Genomic DNA, 16,232 nt, shown 5'->3' with positions numbered 1-16,232 from the left:
GAGTGGATCATGGCAATTCGACTGCTGCGCGGTGTTTTGAGCGGGCTGAAATGGACCTTGTGTGCGGTCGGCGGCGTGGCGCTGATCCTGGCCGTGATGATCGCAACGCCGCTGGAGCGGCCGCCCGAGATGAAGTCGGTCTCCGACTCCGCCAAGGGCATCGACTGGACCACGCTGCCTCCGCTCGAGCGCTTCCAGGCCCGTGACGGTACCTGGATCGGCTTTCGCCACTACGCTGCCAGCGGCGCTGCGACGGGCCGCGGCGCGATCTTCATCCACGGCTCGTCCGGCTCCAGCGGCACCGTCAATCATGCCCTGACCCATGCGATCGCCTCGCGCGGGGTGGAGACCTGGGCGCTCGACATCCGCGGCCATGGCGGCTCCGGCACGCGCGGCGACATCGGCTATGTCGGCCAGCTCGAAGACGACCTCGTCGATTTCGTCGCCGAGGTGCGCAAGACCGCGCCGGAGCTGCCGCTCACCTTGATCGGCCATTCCGCCGGCGCCGGCTTCTCGCTGCGCGTCGCCGCGACGCCGATCATGCAGGACATGTTCGTGCGCACCGTGCTGCTCGCGCCTTATCTCGGCTATGACGCGCCGACCAACAAGCCGCGTGCCGGCGGCTGGGCCAATGTCGACCTGCCGCGCTTCTTCGCGCTCGCCACGCTGCGCAAGCTCGGCATCGACTGCTGTTCGCAGCTTCCGGTGCTCGCTCTCGCCGTGCCCGCGACTTCGGCGAAGTATCTCGTCGCCACCTATTCCGATCGCCTGACGCGCAATTTCGCGACGCGCGGCTATCGCATCGATCTTCCGGCGACGACACGTCCGGTCACGATCTTCGGCGGCGCCGAGGACGAGATGATGATCTCGGATAAATATGCGGAGGTCGTGCAGGCCATCAAACCGTCGGTCGACGTCAAGGTCATCGACGGCATCAACCATATGGGCATCGTCACCAACCCGAAGGCGATCTCGGTCATCGCCGACGATGTTGCAACGCGCGGGGCAGGGCAGTCATGATGCGCCCCGTTGATGACAAGGCAATCGCAGCTGAGCCTCATCCTGAGGAGACCGCGCAGCGGGCGTCTCGAAGGACGAGGCGCTTGCCCAGCTGTCACCGAACCCGTGGCCATCCTTCGAGACGCCCGCCTGCGGCGGGCCCTCAGGATGAGGACGGAGTTTGCGTCAGCCGCTTCATCGGGTCCGTGGTGCAGCTGAGCCTCATCCTGAGGAGACCGCGCAGCGGGCGTCTCGAAGGACGAGGCGCTTGCCCAGCTGTCACCGAACGTCCTACGAGGTAACCCAGGGACAGAAAGGGACGACATGATCGACAGCAAGGAAGCCTCCGCGGCGCTGGCCGATATCGACGACATCGTCCAGCGGGTGAAGCAATCGCAGCTCTATGAGCTGGCGAGCTTTGCTGCCGTCTGGTGGGGCGTCCTGGTGTTTGCGGCCAATCTCGTGACCTGGCTTTGGCCGGTCTATGCGGTCTACGCCTGGGTTGCCGCGGACGCCTTGGGCGCCGGCGGTCTGGTGGCGCTGCGCATTTTCAATCCGCCGCATCACTCCCATGGCGCCGGCTTCAACCTCAGACTGCTTCTGGTGTTCGTGCTGTTCTTCGCCTTCGGTTATCTCTGCACCAATGTGCTCGGTCATTTCGGTCCGCGCCAGCTCGGCACGTTCTGGCCGCTCTACTTCATGCTGTTCTATTCGCTGGCGGGTCTCTGGTTCGGCTATGCCTTCATGGCGATCGGTCTCGGCATCTCCGCGCTGACGCTGATCGGTTACTTCTACATCGGCGAGGCGTTTCCGCTATGGATGGCCTTCGTCAATGGCGGAGGCCTGATCCTCGGCGGCCTCTGGATGCGGCGGATCTGATGGCCGAGCTCGACGACATCATCCACCAGCCGTTGCGGCTGAAGATCATGGCGGCACTGAACGCGCTGCCGGCCACCGCTGGTTTGGAGTTCTCCCGGCTGAAAAAGCTCACCGGCGCGACCGACGGCAATCTCGGCGCGCATATCGAGACGCTGGCCAAGGCGGGCTATGTGTCCGTGGAGAAGGCGTTCGTCGGCAAGAAGCCGCAGACCACGGTCACCGCAACGGCGGCGGGTCGCGGCGCCTTCGCGCGGCATGTGGCGACGTTGCAGGAGATCATTGCGGGGAGGCAGGTTTAAGCTTCAGGGGCGACTAGGGCAGTTGCTATTTCCGATCGCCCGCTACGAAACTGAATATCATGCCAACCAAACCCAGCGCCAAGACAGACAAGGTCGCGTACCAGTATTCGTACATGTAGTAGACGGCCAGAAGCGCTCCGGCAGCCGCGATTTGCGTTAGGTGTTCCATTCGTCTCTCCCGACGGTCATAGCTTCGCAAGCGTCATACGGAGCAAACCGTCGATCATATGCTTCTCATAATCACTCAGCGGCTCACCACACTTAAGCTTCTCCGCAATCTTGTCATCACGCACAGCATTCAACGCAAACTCCAACGTATCACCAGTAAGAGGCTCATCCTTCTTCAAATGACGCGTCAAACGGCTCGACAACTTATTGAACCGCGTACGCCTCGGATTCTTCTCCTCCTCCATCGTCTCCAAAAACAGCTTAGAACTCTTCGCCGAATTGAATTTTCCCATGGCCGTTCCTCCTATCAAACAGGAAGACACATTTGGGAGCCCTTCGCAATCTGCCGTTCAACTCGTAGTATGGGTTGAGCCATTGCGACCCATCGCTTTCCCATTCCCGCTCTTCGTCTTCGCGGCTATCATCCGACTGCAAGTGACGATGAATCGCGGATGGCGCTCGGTCGGCTAGCTTTATGGACGCTTCGAGAGACACGTGTGATGGTTTTCGCAACGGCTCAACCCATCCTACGGGCTATCCACAACTACCGCGTCAGCAGCCATTGCACTCCGAAGATCACCGCTATCAGCGCCCACAGCATCATGAGCAAATAAAGGTTAGCTCTGCCGCCGACGCCCAGCCATCCGTTCTTCTTGATCCCGTAGTTTGCGGCGAGCCTCGTGATGATGATGCCCAGCGCGGACCATGCGACCAACGTCGCTACACCGTCCACATCCTTGTTGAGGTGATAAGGCGCCTTCAGGCCAAGCACGTAAACGACGTAGATCGCGAATGAAGCAGCCGTGGCTACACCGCAAATGATCCATGCCTGCTAGAACGTAAGGCTACGCTCAAGGTTCTTTACAAGGCCTGCATAGATGAGCGTAGCGAACACGTAACCAGGGAGCAGAGCAGTAGTTAGCGCGAAGATCAGCCCACTATCCATGCCCCTTCTCCTGTTTCCTCTTCTTCTCCTCCTCCCAAGAACTCAACGTATTTATTACGATGACCACTACAACCACGATGGCTACGAGCACAATGAGCGGGCCAAGGACGAGCGATGCCACGATAACGAGCGCGCAAAAGGCCAAGACGCCAGCGGCAATGCCGGCATCCTTGAGCGACTTCACGCTGGTAACGGACGTTTTTGCCAGTATCCAAAGAGCGGGCACGAGCACAAATAGCGACAGGGCTGTGAGCATGTCCCAGCCGCAATTGTAATGACAGGAGCTGGTGTAGTGGCCGCCTCCGCGTGCATGGGCGGCCATGTCGAAAATGGCATTTAGCGCGTCCATGATCCCCCCGATCCCCCGACCGGCGCACTTAAGCCGTTGATCCTAGCGGCTTAAACGCCCCTTGTCTTGAGGGTTGTGCGTCGGGCAAGATGCCCGCCAGGGATCGAGGGGGACGATATGGGGGAGTTTTACGGCATATTTCTATTGCCTGGACCGGCGATCATCTGCTGGCAGACTTTCCAATGGCTCAGAGAAGGTCACTGGACACCGCTGCCCATCTCGAAGCTATTCACTTACAACGATATACCGCTCCCCCACGTGAGCTGGCTCGGCGCCCAGAAGATCATCGATTGGCTCTTAGACATACCCTTGAGCTTGGTGGCATTCATACTGGGCGTACTCATGGTGGTCGTGCTCGTCGTAGTCGAGGAGCTAGTGCGCAAGGCACGAAGCGATGACGCGACTTGGAATTCTCTATGATCGTCCGTGTCGCCAACGTCCTCTACTGGATCGCGTGCATTCTGGCCGCCCTAACTGGTGGCATAGCCCTTCTGATTTACTTCAGCGAGGGCTACGGCCGCAAAGACGGCCCAATGGTCACCGGCTTCATTCTCGTAGTAGCTCTCATCATCTGGGCGATTGGCGCAGCGATCCGGTACATTCTGTCCGGCAAGAAGCCCACTGCTCCCGCCGCACTAGGTGGGGCCCCCGCCTGGAACGAGACCTACGCTGAGCGCATATACGATGCACTTCCGCTTTCGAACCATATCGGCGATATGACAGCCGAGAGGCTGCGCATCCCAGTTGCCGCGCACCCTCGCTTCAATGAAAAATCACTATTCTTGCGCGAGACGCTTTGCTTTGCGGCGCTTGCAAGTGTCGCCGGTCCGGATACGAACCTGCGCCCCGTCCTCTCGGCTTATAGCCACCTACTCGTCAAGAAAGTCGAAGCCCGCGGCTACCTTGCAGACGCCGATTCACTTGCCGAGTACTCCTTCAATGACGTCAAAGAACTCTCAGCAGACCCCTTTGGCTGGGGACACAAAAGGTTGGAGGAATTCCGTAGCGATCGGGACGACATCTATATGGTGGCGATATTCGCCGATCACTGCATGAAGGTCTTCCAAGCCTATCAGTCGGGGATACTAAATACGCACTACGCAAAAGCCGCCCAATGAGAGCAGCGTGTAGGAAGAGTTGAGTGTTGCGAAACCCATCGCTTTCTCATTCCCCGCTTTCCGTCTTCGCGGCTACCATCCGATTGCGAGTGGCGCCCGGTCGGCTAGCTTTGCGGACGCCTCGATCGACACGTGCGATGGGTTTCGCAGTGGCTCAACCATCCTACGGGCTGCGGTGAATTGCAGTGAAAGGGCAGTGAACGATGTAAGGTCGTGCTTTGGCTTTGTAATTTTGTGCACTGTCACTGTAATTAAGTCACCGTACTTCAATTGGGGCTCGCAGAATCCGCAGATTCATAACCAATACGATTTTTATTAACCGCAGGTCCAAAGATGGCGCGAAAAATCGACCTCAAAAAGCTCAAGGCTTCGGCGCAGCATGACATCAAGTGGGCGCTGGAGCGCATAGAGACGGCCAAAGCGCTGAAGGCGGACTACATGATGTTGCGGTGGATGGCCGCCATGACTGCTGTTGAGCTGCATGGCATCTGGGAGCGGTATGCCGAAGGACGTGCCGTCGCGGCACTGAACCATGACGCGAGCCACTTCATCGCCGAGGAAGGTATCGCCGGTGTTTCGCAGGTTTCCTTCGGGCTGGCCTCCTTCGTTGTTCGAGGAGGCAGCAAATTCTTCGATTTTAGGTCAATGGCTGATCTATTCGGGAAGGCGGATCGATGGCTGGGCAAAGCCAACAATCCCTTCCGTAAGGTACCCCAAGCGGATATTCCTTACATTGATGCCTTAGCGGCCATACGAAACTGTGTGGTCCACGGCAGCGACGCGGCAAGAGCCGCCTATCGCAAACATCTGCAACAGGTCTACAGCATCCGGTACGCTCCTCTTCCCGAAGAGTTTCTAAATGCGAAGGACAGCCGCCCGGCGAGCCCTAAGCGGTATTACAGCAGGCTAGAAGGGCTGGCCGTCGTTTTGGAACGTGCCATCGCCAACACCTGAGCGATTCTCGGATTTCTCATTGACGGTATCACTTCCTACCATCGTTCCGGGCTCGCAATGCGCGCGCCCGGATGACAGGGGAATCGAATGACGGGAAATTCGGAGGCCCGTCCCCCCTTGAGCCCCGCCCCGATTCGTGCGACCTCCGCCCCAGCAAACCCCTCATTCTGAGCCCTCGATGCACATTCTCCTGCTTGGTTCCGGCGGCCGCGAACATGCTCTGGCGTGGAAGATCGCGGCCTCTCCCCTGGTGACCAAATTCTGGTGCGCGCCGGGCAATGCCGGGATCGCGCGCGAGGCGGAGTGCGTGGCGCTCGATGTCGCCGACCATGCCGCCGTGATCGAGTTCTGCAATGCGAATGCGGTCGAGCTCGTGGTGGTCGGTCCGGAGACGCCGCTGGCGGCCGGGATCGTCGATGACCTCACCGCCGCCGGCATCAAGGCGTTCGGGCCGGACAAGATCCCCGCCCAGCTCGAAAGCTCGAAGGGCTTTACCAAGGCGCTGTGCACCGAATTCGGCATCCCGACCGGCGCCTACAAGCGATTCACCAACGCCGCCGATGCGCGTGCCTACGTCCAGAGCCAGGGCGCGCCGATCGTGGTCAAGGCCGACGGTCTTGCCGCCGGCAAGGGCGTCGTCGTCGCCAAGTCGGTGCGCGAGGCGGAGGACGCCATCGCCATGATGTTCGAGGGCGGCTTTGGCGAGGCCGGCGCCGAGGTCGTGATCGAGGAGTTTCTGCCGGGCCGCGAGATCAGCTTCTTCGCGCTGTGCGACGGCGAGACCGCCATTCCGCTGGCGTCCGCGCAGGACCACAAGCGCGTGTTCGACCACGACGTCGGTCCGAACACCGGCGGCATGGGCGCCTATTCGCCGACGCCGCTGGTGACGCCGGCGATCCACGACGCGATCATGGCCAAGATCATCCTGCCGACGGTATCAGGCATGAAGCAGCGCGGCACGCCGTTTCGCGGCATCCTCTACGCCGGCATCATGCTGACGACGCAAGGGCCAAAACTGTTCGAGTTCAACGTGCGCTTCGGCGATCCCGAGTGCCAGGTGCTGATGCTCAGGATGATGTCGGACATCGTGCCGGCCTTCCTCGCCGCCTGCGACGGCCAGCTGAAGAACTTTGACCTGCGCTGGCATCCGGAGGCCGCGCTCACGGTGGTGATGGCGGCGAAGGGCTATCCCGGCGACTATCAGAAGGGCACGCGGATCGAGGGGCTCGATGACGCGGCCAAGGTCGAGACCGCCGAGATCTTCCACGCCGGCACGGTCGAGAAGGACGGCGCCATCCTCGCCAATGGCGGCCGCGTGCTCAATGTCTGCGCGCTCGGCAAGACCGTGACGGAGGCGCAGGCGCGCGCCTATCAGGCCGTCGACCGCATCAACTGGCCGGAAGGTTTTTGCCGCCGCGACATCGGCTGGCAGGCGGTGGACGCCGAGAAGGCCAAGAGCTGACAGGCTTTTTTCGCGCACGCGCGCAATGAGCGGCCGCGCCGTCGCCACTCCGAAATTATTTAGGCGGGCGTTGGACTTAGCTACTGTGCATGGGGTTGTTTTTCGACTTTTTGTTTTGGGGCATTCTCAAGACCGAACAGATCCCACGCTGACAGATAAGGATGCAGAAGATGTCCGATCTCGCCGACCTCTATCCCGGCTTCGCCTCCGAATGGATCAACACCTCCTTCGGCCGCATCTTCGCCCGCGTCGGCGGCAAGGGACCGCCGCTGCTGCTGCTGCACGGCTTCTCCGAGACCAACGTGATGTGGCACCGCGTCGCGCCGCAGCTGAGCGACGGGTTCACGCTGATCATCGCCGATCTGCCCGGCTATGGCTGGTCCGACATGCCCGAGAGCGACGCGCTGCACATCCCCTACAGCAAGCGCGCGATGGCGAAAGCGATGGTCGAGGCGATGGAGCGTCTCGGCCACGTGCACTTCGCGCTCGCCGGCCACGATCGCGGCGGCCGCGTCTCGTACCGGTTGGCGCTCGATCATCCCGGCCGGCTGTCGAAGCTCGCGGTGCTCGATATCCTGCCGACCTATAATTACTGGGAGCGGATGAACCGCGCCTATGCGCTGAAGATCTATCACTGGACGTTTCTGGCGCAGCCCTATCCGCTGCCGGAGACGCTGGTCGCGAGCAATGGCGAGTTCTTCCTGCGCTTCAAGATGGCGAGGCAGACTAAATCGAAGACGCTGGACGCCATCGACGCGCGCGCGCTCGAACACTACATCGCCCCGTTCCGCGATCCCGCCCGCGTGCACGCGATGTGCGAGGATTACCGCGCCGGCGCCTATTTCGACTACGATCTCGACAAGGCCGATTTCGAGGCCGGCAAGAAGATCACGATTCCCATGCTGGCGCTGTGGGGCAATGCCGGCGTGGCGCAAGCCGCCGCCACCCCGCTCGACATCTGGAAGCAATGGGCGACCAACGTCGTGGGCATGCCGGTGGATTCCGGCCACTTCCTCACCGAGGAAAATCCCGACGTCACCGCCAAGGCGCTGCGCGAGTTCTTTGCCGCGCCTTAGCGCCGCTCCCGAAAGAAGTCCTTGAGCAGCCGCGCCGCTTCGCTTTCGCCGACCCCGGAATAGACATCCGGGACGTGATGGCAGGTCGGCGAGGTGAAGAACCGCACGCCTGATTCAACCGCGCCGCCCTTGGGATCGGCGGCGCCGTAATACAGGCGCCTCACCCTTGCAAACGAGATCGCGCCCGCACACATGGTGCACGGCTCCAGCGTCACGTAGAGGTCGCAGTCGACCAGGCGCTCGCTGCCGATCTTTTTGGCCGCCTCGCGCAGCGCAACGATCTCGGCATGCGCCGTGGGGTCGTAGTCCGTCAGCGTCCGGTTCGCCGCGGTGGCGATGACCTCGTAATTGCGGACCACGACGCATCCGATCGGAACTTCGCCCGCCTTTCCGGCGTTTTCGGCCGTTTTGAGCGCCAAATCCATGAAAGAGGGGGCTTTCAAGCCTCGTATCATCGCGAGAAACCTGCTAGTAGCTGCGACTTCAGCAGAAGTGCTTACCGATTTTGCCTGAGCATGCGGCTCGAGACGAGCGCGCACAATGCTTTCTGGCCACCCCCTGAGTGAGATTATTCATGCCTCGCGACAGCGACAAAGACAACGATTCCCGCGGCCGTCGTGATCGCGGCCCGGCCAAGGGAGGTCCGGCCAAGGGCCGCTCCGGCAAGCCACGCGGACCCGACAAGAAGTTCGCCAAGCGCGGCCCTCCCGGGGACAAGGGCGACGCCCGCCCGCCCCGCGGCGACCGCGACAGCCGTCCCTTCCGTCGCCGCGAGGAGGGCGATGCCCCGCGCCGCGACTTCAGCGACCGTCCGAAGTTCAATCGCCAAGACCGGCCGCGTGAAGACCGGCCGCGCGAAGACCGGCCGCGCGGCGAGGATCGTGGCGAGCGCAGCTTCAAGCCGCGTGGCGATCGGCCCTTCAAGCCGCGTGAGGACCGTCCGTTTTCGGATCGTCCGTCGCGCGACGGCGAGAAGCGCCCGTTCAAGCCCCGTGGCGACCGCCCATTTTCTGATCGCCCCTCGCGCGATGGCGAGAAGCGGCCGTTCAAGCCGCGCGGTGATCGCCCGTCCTATGGGCGTGATGACCGTCCGCCGCGCAGGGATCGCGACGAGTCCCGTCCAGCCGGCCGAACCGGTGACGCGAAGTTTGGCGACAAGCGACCTTACGCGCCGCGTGGCGACCGTCCGGAACGCAAGTTCGATGGCGAGCGGAAGTTTTCGCGCGGCGCACCGGACCGCAATCGCAGCGATTCAAAACCCTGGCAGAAGCGCGATGCGGCTCCGCGCGGTGACCGGCCGCCGCGCAAGGATTTCAGCAAGGGTCCGCGCAAGGATTTCGGCGGCAGCGACCGCGGTCAGGACAAGCCCTGGCAGAAGCGCGACGATCGGCAAGGCGGCGGCGACGACCGTCCGCGCTTTTCGCGTTCGCGCGACGATCGTCCATCGGGTGACCGTCCGTTCCGCGAGCGGCCCAAATTCGATCGTCCCAAGTTCGATCGTCCGCGCGATGATCGCCCAAAGTTCGATCGCGGCGGCGATCGCCCCAAATTCGATCGTCCGCGCGAGCGCTCCGAGGGCCGTTCCGACTGGCACGAGCATCCCCGCAGCGAAGCGCGTTCCGGCGATCGTCCACGCCGCGAAAACGAGGACGAGAGCAGGATCTTCGAGAAGCGTCCGGCCTTCGGCGGCCGCGGCGCCTATCGCGAGCGCGATCGTGATTCCGAGCGGCGGCCGCGCCGCGAGGAAGAGGTCAAGCCGAAGAAAGCCGGCGAGCGTATCGCCAAGGTGCTGTCGCGTGCGGGCCTCGCCTCGCGCCGCGACGCCGAGGAGATGGTCACGCAGGGCCGCGTCAGCGTCAACGGCCGGGTGATCAATTCGCCTGCGCTCGACATCACCTCGAACGATTTCGTCACCATCGACGGCAAGCCGTTGCCGGAGCGCGAGCGCACGCGGCTGTTCCTCTATCACAAGCCGCGCGGCCTGATGACGACGCATGACGATCCCGAGGGACGTCCGACCGTGTTCGACAATTTGCCCGAAGGTCTGCCGCGGCTGATCTCGATCGGCCGGCTCGACTTCAACACCGAGGGCCTGCTGCTGCTCACCAATGATGGCGGGCTCGCGCGCACGCTCGAGCTGCCGGACACCGGCTGGCTGCGCCGCTACCGTGTCCGCGCCCATGGCGACGTCACGCAGGCGCAGCTCGACGAGCTGAAGAACGGCGTCGAGATCGAGGGCATCAAATACGGTCCGATCGACGCCACGCTGGAGCGCGACCAGGGCGCCAATGTCTGGCTGGTGTTCGCGATCCGCGAGGGCAAGAACCGCGAAGTGCGCAACGTCTGTGCCCATCTCGGACTTGAGGTGAACCGGCTGATCCGGGTCTCCTACGGCCCGTTCCAGCTCGGCGAGGTCCCCGAAGGCCAAGTCGAGGAGATCAAGTCCCGCGTGCTGCGCGACCAGCTCGGCGAAAAGATCATCGACAAATCGGGCGCGCAGTTCGACGTGCCGCAGAAATCTGCCTCGCATGAGGGAGACGACGCGCCGCGCGAAAAGAAGCCGGCGACCAAGCGCGGCGTGATCAACGACCGCAAGGGCCGCCGCGTGCTGGTGCAACGCACCGGCAGCGAGGAAGCGCGCGAGCGCAACGAGGCTGAGGCGAGCGGCTACGGCCCGCCGCGCCGTCCCAAGCGCGGCTATCACGGCAAGCGCGATCTGGCGCCGAAGGAGGACTGAGGTTGCGCGTCGTCGGCGGTCGCTTGAAGGGGCGCAATCTGGCCTCACCGTCCTCGCGCGACATCCGCCCCACGGCGGACCGCCTGCGCGAGTCCGTGTTCAACATCCTCGTGCACGCCTATGACGATCCGATTGCGGACGCGCGCGTGCTCGATCTCTTTGCCGGCACCGGCGCGCTGGGCATCGAGGCGTCGTCACGCGGCGCTAAATTCGTGCTGTTCGTCGACAACGGCGCGGAAGCGCGCGCCCTGCTGCGGAACAATGTCGAGACGCTGGGCTTGGGTGGCGTGACAAAAGTCTATCGCCGCGATGCGACCGATCTCGGCCCTGCGCATCCGGTCGAGCCGTTCTCGCTGGTGTTTCTCGATCCGCCCTATGGCAAGGGGTTTGCGGAGAAGGCGCTTGCGAGCTTGCGCGACGGCAGCTGGCTCACGCCGGGCGCGCTGCTCGTCGTGGAAGAGGCAAAGGCTGCGCAATTCGTCACGCCGGAAGGCTTCGAGGAATTGGAGCGGCGCACTTATGACGACACGGAGTTCGTGTTTTTGAGGCGGCCGTAATTTCGAAAATTATCTTCGCCCGAACAGCTTCTCGACATCCGACAGCTTCAGCTCGACATAGGTCGGGCGGCCGTGATTGCACTGGCCGGAGTTCGGCGTGTCCTCCATCTCGCGGAGCAGGGCGTTCATCTCTTCCGGCCGCAGCCTGCGGCCGGCGCGCACTGAGCCGTGGCAGGCCATGGTGGCGGCGACGTGCATCAGGCGGCGCTCCAGCGGCAGCGCCTCGTCCCACTCGGCCATGTGCTCGGAAAGATCGCGCAAGAGCCCGCCCGCGTCGGCCTTGCCGAGCAGCGACGGCGTCTCGCGCACCGCAACCGCGCCGGGGCCGAAGGATTCGATCGCAAGGCCGAATGACACCAGCTCCTCGCTGCGCTCGAGCAGGCGCTCCACCGTGGCCTCGTCCATCTCGACGATCTCGGGGATCAGCAGGATCTGCCGCTGCACGCCGTTCTCCGCCAGAGAGGCTTTCAGCCGCTCGTAGACGATGCGTTCATGTGCGGCGTGCTGGTCGACGATGATCAGGCCGTCGCGGGTCTGCGAGACGATGTAGGTCTCGTGGATCTGGGTGCGCGCAGCGCCGAGCGGGCGGTCGACCAGGTCACTGACCGGCTGGGATTCGATCCGCACGTCCGCGCTGGGTGCGCCGACATCGAACGCAGCCTGCGCGCGTTCGGCGAAGGCGGGCGCGGCGGAGCCTTCGAATGACGGCATCGGCGCGACCGGGGCGGATGGCGACGCCCGCCAGTCCCAGCTTGCCGGGCGCGGCGTGAATGCGGGGCGGAACGACGACAGCGCGCTTTCGCCGCTGTTGGCCGCCGTACGCCGGCCCTCGCGTGCAAGCCCTTCCTTCAATCCGTGCACGATCAGCGCACGGACGAGGCCGGCGTTGCGAAACCGCACCTCGGTCTTGGCCGGATGCACGTTGGCGTCGACCTCGCGCGGATCGAGCGTGACGAACAGCGCCAGCACCGGATGGCGGTCGCGCGGCAGATAATCGGCATAGGCCCCGCGCACTGCCCCTAGGATCAGCTTGTCGCGCACCGGGCGGCCGTTGACGAAGAGATATTGCCCGAGCGCGTTGGCTTTGGTCAGCGCCGGCGCTGCGGCATAGCCGGCGACCACCACGCCCTCGCGCTCGGCATGGACCTCGATGGCATGGCTGCGGAACTCCGCCCCCAGGATGTCGCCGAGACGCGTCAGGCGACCGGCGACGCCGGGCAGCGCCGCAGCCCAGGTCACCGGAGCGCGCTCTTCGCCCGCGAGCGTGAAGGCGATTTCCGGCCGCGCCATCGCGAGGCGCCGCACCACCTCACGAATCGCTTCCGCCTCCGTCCGGTCGGTCTTCAAGAACTTCAGCCGCGCCGGCGTCGCGTAGAAGAGGTCATTGACCTCGACCCGCGTGCCGTGGGCCAGCGCCGCCGGCATGATCTCGGATTTCTCGCCGCCCTCGACATTGAGCGCCCAGGCGTGCGGCTCGCCGGCATGCCGCGTGGTGATGGCGAGCCGCGCCACAGAGCCGATCGAGGGCAGCGCTTCGCCGCGGAATCCGAGCGTGCGGATCTGCAGCAAGTCCTCGTCGTCGAGCTTGGAGGTGGCGTGACGCTCGACCGCCAGTGACAGGTCCCTGGCGGTCATGCCGCCGCCGTCGTCGGTGATGCCGATCCGCCGGCGCCCGCCGCCATCGGTAAAGACGTCGATGCGGCTCGCGCCGGCATCGATGGCGTTCTCGACCAGTTCCTTGACCACGCTCGCGGGACGCTCGACCACCTCGCCGGCGGCGATGCGGTTGACGACCTGTTCGGGTAATTGGCGGACGGGCATGAGTTCGATTTTCGGCTTCGATCTTGGGCTTCGATCGGGATTCGCGGAGAACGCTATTCTAGGCCGTGTTGCGTCAAAAGCATGTGTTGGGCAACAGGAACGTGGCGGGCTGGGGAAAAGGGCTGTCTATCGCATTGATGGGATTGGACGTTCGAGAGAATCGCGCAACTGGGATGGATCGATCTCCGGCTGCCGTCCCGATTGTGGGGTACCGGGCTGCGGTGTAGCATCGCGAAAAACGGCAACAGGACGGGAGGACGCCATGTGCCATCTCTTCGCGCATCAGCCCCAACGCGACTACGAATCCCAGACCCGCTCCTTACGGATCGGTGGGCATTGCACCTCGATCCGTCTGGAAATGGCGTTCTGGGACACGCTGGAGGAGATCGCGGCCAAGGAGAACATGAGCGTCGGCAAGTTCCTGACAACGCTCTACAACGAGGTGCTCGACCATCACGGCGAGGTCAATAATTTTGCCTCGTTGCTGCGCTGCTCCTGCCTGATCTATCGCTCCCGGAGCTTGGCGCCGGTACGGGATTTCAAGGTCGCCGTCGCACCCATTCTTGATGCGGCTGAATAGCCCCACCGTCATTGCGAGGAGCTCTTGCGACGAAGCAATCCAGACCGTCACCGCGGTGGGATTCTGGATTGCTTCGCGTCGCTCGCAATGACGGGGAGGGAACGCTGTGCTCCATTCCGAGCCGATGGACGTCGGGCGTCAGATCTCCTTCTTCTGCATCGCGCCTGCAATGTAGTCCGCCTGACGGATCGCCAGCGAAACGATGGTCAGCGTCGGATTGCAGGCTGCGCCGCTGGTGAACTGGCTGCCGTCGGAGACGAACAGGTTCTTGACGTCGTGGCTCTGGCCGAACTTGTTGACCACGCCGTCTCGCGGCTTCTCGCTCATCCTGTTAGTGCCGAGATTGTGGGTGCTCGGATAGGGCGGTGTCGGATAGCTCACGGTGGCGCCGACGGCGTCGTAGACCGCCGCACCCTGCTTGTAGGCGTGCGCGCGCATCGCGAGATCGTTGGGATGATCGTCGAAGTGCACGCTTGCGACCGGCTGGCCGAACTTGTCCTTCACGGTCGGATCGAGCGTGATGCGGTTGGTCTCCTGCGCCATGTCCTCGCCGACCAGCCACATGCCGGCCATCCTGGGATAACCGTCGAGCGCTGCGGTGAACGGACGTCCCCAGGCGCCGGGGTTGAGGAACGCCGCCATGAAGGGCAGTCCGAGCGACAGCGTCTCCATCTCGTAGCCGCCGACGAAGCCGCGCTTCGGATTGTTGGCGGCCTCGTCGCGGATGATGCCGGCCATGGTGGTGCCGCGATACATGTGCACCGACTTCTCGAACACGGCATAGACGCTGCCGGTCATGTGGCGCATGTAATTGCGGCCGACCTGACCGCTTGAGTTGCCGAGGCCGTCGGGGAACATCGTGGATGCGCTGTTCAACAGCAGCCGTGGGCTTTCAATCGAATTGCCGGCGACAGCAACGATGCGCGCCTTCTGGCGCTGCATTGCACCGCTCTCGTCGGCGTAAACCACGCCGGTGACTTTGCCGCCGGCATCGTGCTCGATCTTGACCGCCATGCTGGCGGGGCGAACCTCGAGATTGCCGGTCGCCTCGCCCTTGGGGATCTCGGTGTAGAGTGTCGACCATTTCGCGCCGGACTTGCAGCCCTGGAAGCAGAAGCCGATCTGCTGACAGGCGCCGCGTCCGTCGCGCGGCTGGCTGTTGATCGCCATGTTGCCGGTGTGCACCGTCTTGTAGCCGAGCTTCTTTGCGCCGGCCTCCATCACTCTGAAGTTATTGTTGCCGGGAAGTCCGGGAATGCCGTTGGTGCGGGTCACGCCCATCTTGTTCTCGGCCTTGGCGTACCACGGCTCCATCTCCGCGAGCGTGACCGGCCAGTCCAGCAGGTTGGCGCCGGGAATGTTGCCGTAGGTGCTCTTCACCTTGAACTCGTGCTCGTCGAACCGCAGCGACGCGCCGGCCCAGTGTGTGGTCGAGCCGCCGACCGCCTTGACGATCCAGGCGGGAAGACCCGAGAAGTCTTTTGCGACGCGCCATGATCCTGATGTGGTGCGCGCATCGGTCCAGGCGAGCTGCGAGAAACTCTCCCACTCGTCATTGACGAAGTCCTGATTCTCGATGCGGGGACCTGCTTCGAGAATCACGACCTTGATGCCCTTCTGTGCGAGCTCGTTGCCCAGCGTGCCGCCGCCGGCACCGGAGCCGACGATCACCACAACGCTGGAGTCGTTCAGATCGAATTTTGCCATATGCGTTCTCCTGAACCGTTGGGTGAGCCTTAAGCCTTCGGCAGCCAGTCGATGTCGGCGAAGCCGCGGTTGATGTAGCCGCCGTGTTCGGCGGAGGAGCCCTCGTAGCCGAACCGCGGCCAGACCTCTTTCTGGTTGTAGAGAGAGACGACGAGGTCGCCGCGCACCTTCTGGAAGAAGTCGCTCTGCTCGATCTCCTTCAAGAGCACCACGCGGTCGGCTTCCCAGGGCACTTCGGCATAGGGCGCCTTGTGGCGATCACGCGCGTTCTGATCGAGCCTGGTGATGCCGTCGCTGATCAGCGCCTTGACGGCGGGGTCCTTGGCGGCCTTTCCGTCCCACGGCTTGATCGCGGTGACGTAGTAGCTGTCGCCAAGGAAATCGTGCGGATAGATATCGCGCGCGACTTTCAGCAGCGTCTTCATCGTCGCGGGCGAAAGCGCGCTTGCCTCGTCGGCCCAGGCGCCCTCGATGCTGACAGCGACGCTGGTCGCGACTGCCGCGACCGGCACGGCGGCCGCGGCGCCCTTGAGAAAGATGCGGCGGCTGTGCCTGCTTCGACGATCGACTTCTCTCATGA

The 16,232-nt window shown here is 63.4% G+C and carries 17 protein-coding genes; 10 read left to right on the top strand and 7 right to left on the bottom strand.

Annotation, left to right across the window (positions count from 1 at the left end; all coding sequences use genetic code 11):
- Nucleotides 1–9: 9 nt before the first annotated feature.
- The 3 genes from AC0L3J_RS12080 (at nucleotide 10) to AC0L3J_RS12070 (ending at nucleotide 2,177) form a co-directional block, all read left to right on the top strand.
- A complete protein-coding gene (locus AC0L3J_RS12080; protein ID WP_473347121.1) occupies nucleotides 10–1,020 on the top strand; it encodes an alpha/beta hydrolase in 1,011 nt (336 codons plus the stop codon).
- A 303-nt stretch (nucleotides 1,021–1,323) separates the two neighbouring features.
- Nucleotides 1,324–1,878 (top strand): hypothetical protein, encoded by a 555-nt coding sequence (locus AC0L3J_RS12075; RefSeq protein ID WP_473347120.1) that lies wholly within the window; start codon nucleotides 1,324–1,326, stop codon nucleotides 1,876–1,878.
- Complete coding sequence (locus tag AC0L3J_RS12070; RefSeq protein WP_404524087.1) at nucleotides 1,878–2,177, top strand: winged helix-turn-helix domain-containing protein; 300 nt, start codon at nucleotides 1,878–1,880, stop codon at nucleotides 2,175–2,177. Before AC0L3J_RS12075 ends, AC0L3J_RS12070 begins: the two co-directional genes overlap by 1 nt.
- A gap of 185 nt (nucleotides 2,178–2,362) precedes the next feature.
- Here the strand turns inward: AC0L3J_RS12070 and AC0L3J_RS12065 are convergent, their stop codons facing one another.
- From AC0L3J_RS12065 to AC0L3J_RS12055, 3 genes are all read right to left on the bottom strand, one after another.
- A complete protein-coding gene (locus AC0L3J_RS12065) occupies nucleotides 2,363–2,638 on the bottom strand; it encodes a hypothetical protein (RefSeq protein ID WP_473347119.1) in 276 nt (91 codons plus the stop codon).
- 251 nt (nucleotides 2,639–2,889) lie between these two features.
- Nucleotides 2,890–3,117, bottom strand: a complete 228-nt coding sequence (locus AC0L3J_RS12060) for a hypothetical protein (RefSeq protein WP_473347118.1) — start codon at nucleotides 3,115–3,117, stop codon at nucleotides 2,890–2,892.
- A 166-nt stretch (nucleotides 3,118–3,283) separates the two neighbouring features.
- On the bottom strand, nucleotides 3,284–3,640 hold the full coding sequence (locus AC0L3J_RS12055) for a hypothetical protein (protein WP_473347117.1): 357 nt from the start codon (nucleotides 3,638–3,640) through the stop codon (nucleotides 3,284–3,286).
- 416 nt (nucleotides 3,641–4,056) lie between these two features.
- Between AC0L3J_RS12055 and AC0L3J_RS12050 the strand changes: the two genes are divergently transcribed.
- The 4 genes from AC0L3J_RS12050 to AC0L3J_RS12035 all read left to right on the top strand — a co-directional run bounded on the left by AC0L3J_RS12050 (nucleotide 4,057) and on the right by AC0L3J_RS12035 (nucleotide 8,250).
- Nucleotides 4,057–4,758: a hypothetical protein gene (locus AC0L3J_RS12050; RefSeq protein ID WP_473347116.1), complete on the top strand. Its 702-nt coding sequence runs from the start codon at nucleotides 4,057–4,059 to the stop codon at nucleotides 4,756–4,758.
- Nucleotides 4,759–5,091: 333 nt separating this feature from the next.
- Nucleotides 5,092–5,712 carry a hypothetical protein gene (locus tag AC0L3J_RS12045; protein WP_473347115.1) on the top strand — a complete coding sequence of 207 codons (621 nt, stop codon included), beginning with the start codon at nucleotides 5,092–5,094 and terminating at the stop codon, nucleotides 5,710–5,712.
- A 178-nt stretch (nucleotides 5,713–5,890) separates the two neighbouring features.
- Nucleotides 5,891–7,174 (top strand): phosphoribosylamine--glycine ligase, encoded by a 1,284-nt coding sequence (gene purD / locus AC0L3J_RS12040; protein ID WP_473347114.1) that lies wholly within the window; start codon nucleotides 5,891–5,893, stop codon nucleotides 7,172–7,174.
- Between the two features lie 170 nt (nucleotides 7,175–7,344).
- Entirely contained in the window at nucleotides 7,345–8,250 is a 906-nt protein-coding gene (locus tag AC0L3J_RS12035) for an alpha/beta fold hydrolase (protein ID WP_473347113.1), read from the top strand.
- Here the strand turns inward: AC0L3J_RS12035 and AC0L3J_RS12030 are convergent.
- Nucleotides 8,247–8,705 carry a nucleoside deaminase gene (locus tag AC0L3J_RS12030; protein ID WP_007596901.1) on the bottom strand — a complete coding sequence of 153 codons (459 nt, stop codon included), beginning with the start codon at nucleotides 8,703–8,705 and terminating at the stop codon, nucleotides 8,247–8,249. The two genes, AC0L3J_RS12035 and AC0L3J_RS12030, sit on opposite strands and share 4 nt — an antisense overlap.
- A 119-nt stretch (nucleotides 8,706–8,824) precedes the next feature.
- On the opposite strand from AC0L3J_RS12030, the gene AC0L3J_RS12025 reads away from it, so the two are divergent.
- Nucleotides 8,825–10,987 (top strand): pseudouridine synthase, encoded by a 2,163-nt coding sequence (locus AC0L3J_RS12025; protein WP_473347112.1) that lies wholly within the window; start codon nucleotides 8,825–8,827, stop codon nucleotides 10,985–10,987.
- 2 nt (nucleotides 10,988–10,989) lie between these two features.
- Nucleotides 10,990–11,544, top strand: a complete 555-nt coding sequence (gene rsmD / locus AC0L3J_RS12020; RefSeq protein WP_473347111.1) for a 16S rRNA (guanine(966)-N(2))-methyltransferase RsmD — start codon at nucleotides 10,990–10,992, stop codon at nucleotides 11,542–11,544.
- A gap of 9 nt (nucleotides 11,545–11,553) precedes the next feature.
- Here the strand turns inward: rsmD and mutL are convergent, their stop codons facing one another.
- Nucleotides 11,554–13,365: a DNA mismatch repair endonuclease MutL gene (gene mutL / locus AC0L3J_RS12015; RefSeq protein WP_473347110.1), complete on the bottom strand. Its 1,812-nt coding sequence runs from the start codon at nucleotides 13,363–13,365 to the stop codon at nucleotides 11,554–11,556.
- A 262-nt stretch (nucleotides 13,366–13,627) separates the two neighbouring features.
- Between mutL and AC0L3J_RS12010 the strand changes: the two genes are divergently transcribed.
- Complete coding sequence (locus tag AC0L3J_RS12010; protein ID WP_027565409.1) at nucleotides 13,628–13,945, top strand: ribbon-helix-helix domain-containing protein; 318 nt, start codon at nucleotides 13,628–13,630, stop codon at nucleotides 13,943–13,945.
- A 138-nt stretch (nucleotides 13,946–14,083) separates the two neighbouring features.
- Here the strand turns inward: AC0L3J_RS12010 and AC0L3J_RS12005 are convergent, their stop codons facing one another.
- Nucleotides 14,084–15,652, bottom strand: coding sequence for a GMC family oxidoreductase (locus tag AC0L3J_RS12005; RefSeq protein ID WP_473347109.1), 1,569 nt, complete (start codon nucleotides 15,650–15,652; stop codon nucleotides 14,084–14,086).
- A 29-nt stretch (nucleotides 15,653–15,681) separates the two neighbouring features.
- Nucleotides 15,682–16,230: a gluconate 2-dehydrogenase subunit 3 family protein gene (locus AC0L3J_RS12000; RefSeq protein ID WP_473347108.1), complete on the bottom strand. Its 549-nt coding sequence runs from the start codon at nucleotides 16,228–16,230 to the stop codon at nucleotides 15,682–15,684.
- Nucleotides 16,231–16,232: the final 2 nt, after the last annotated feature.

Source organism: Bradyrhizobium sp. Kon37, assembly GCF_055807535.1.
The sequence above is the reverse complement of the archived record's forward strand: the minus strand, read 5'-3'. Positions and strand labels throughout refer to the sequence as shown.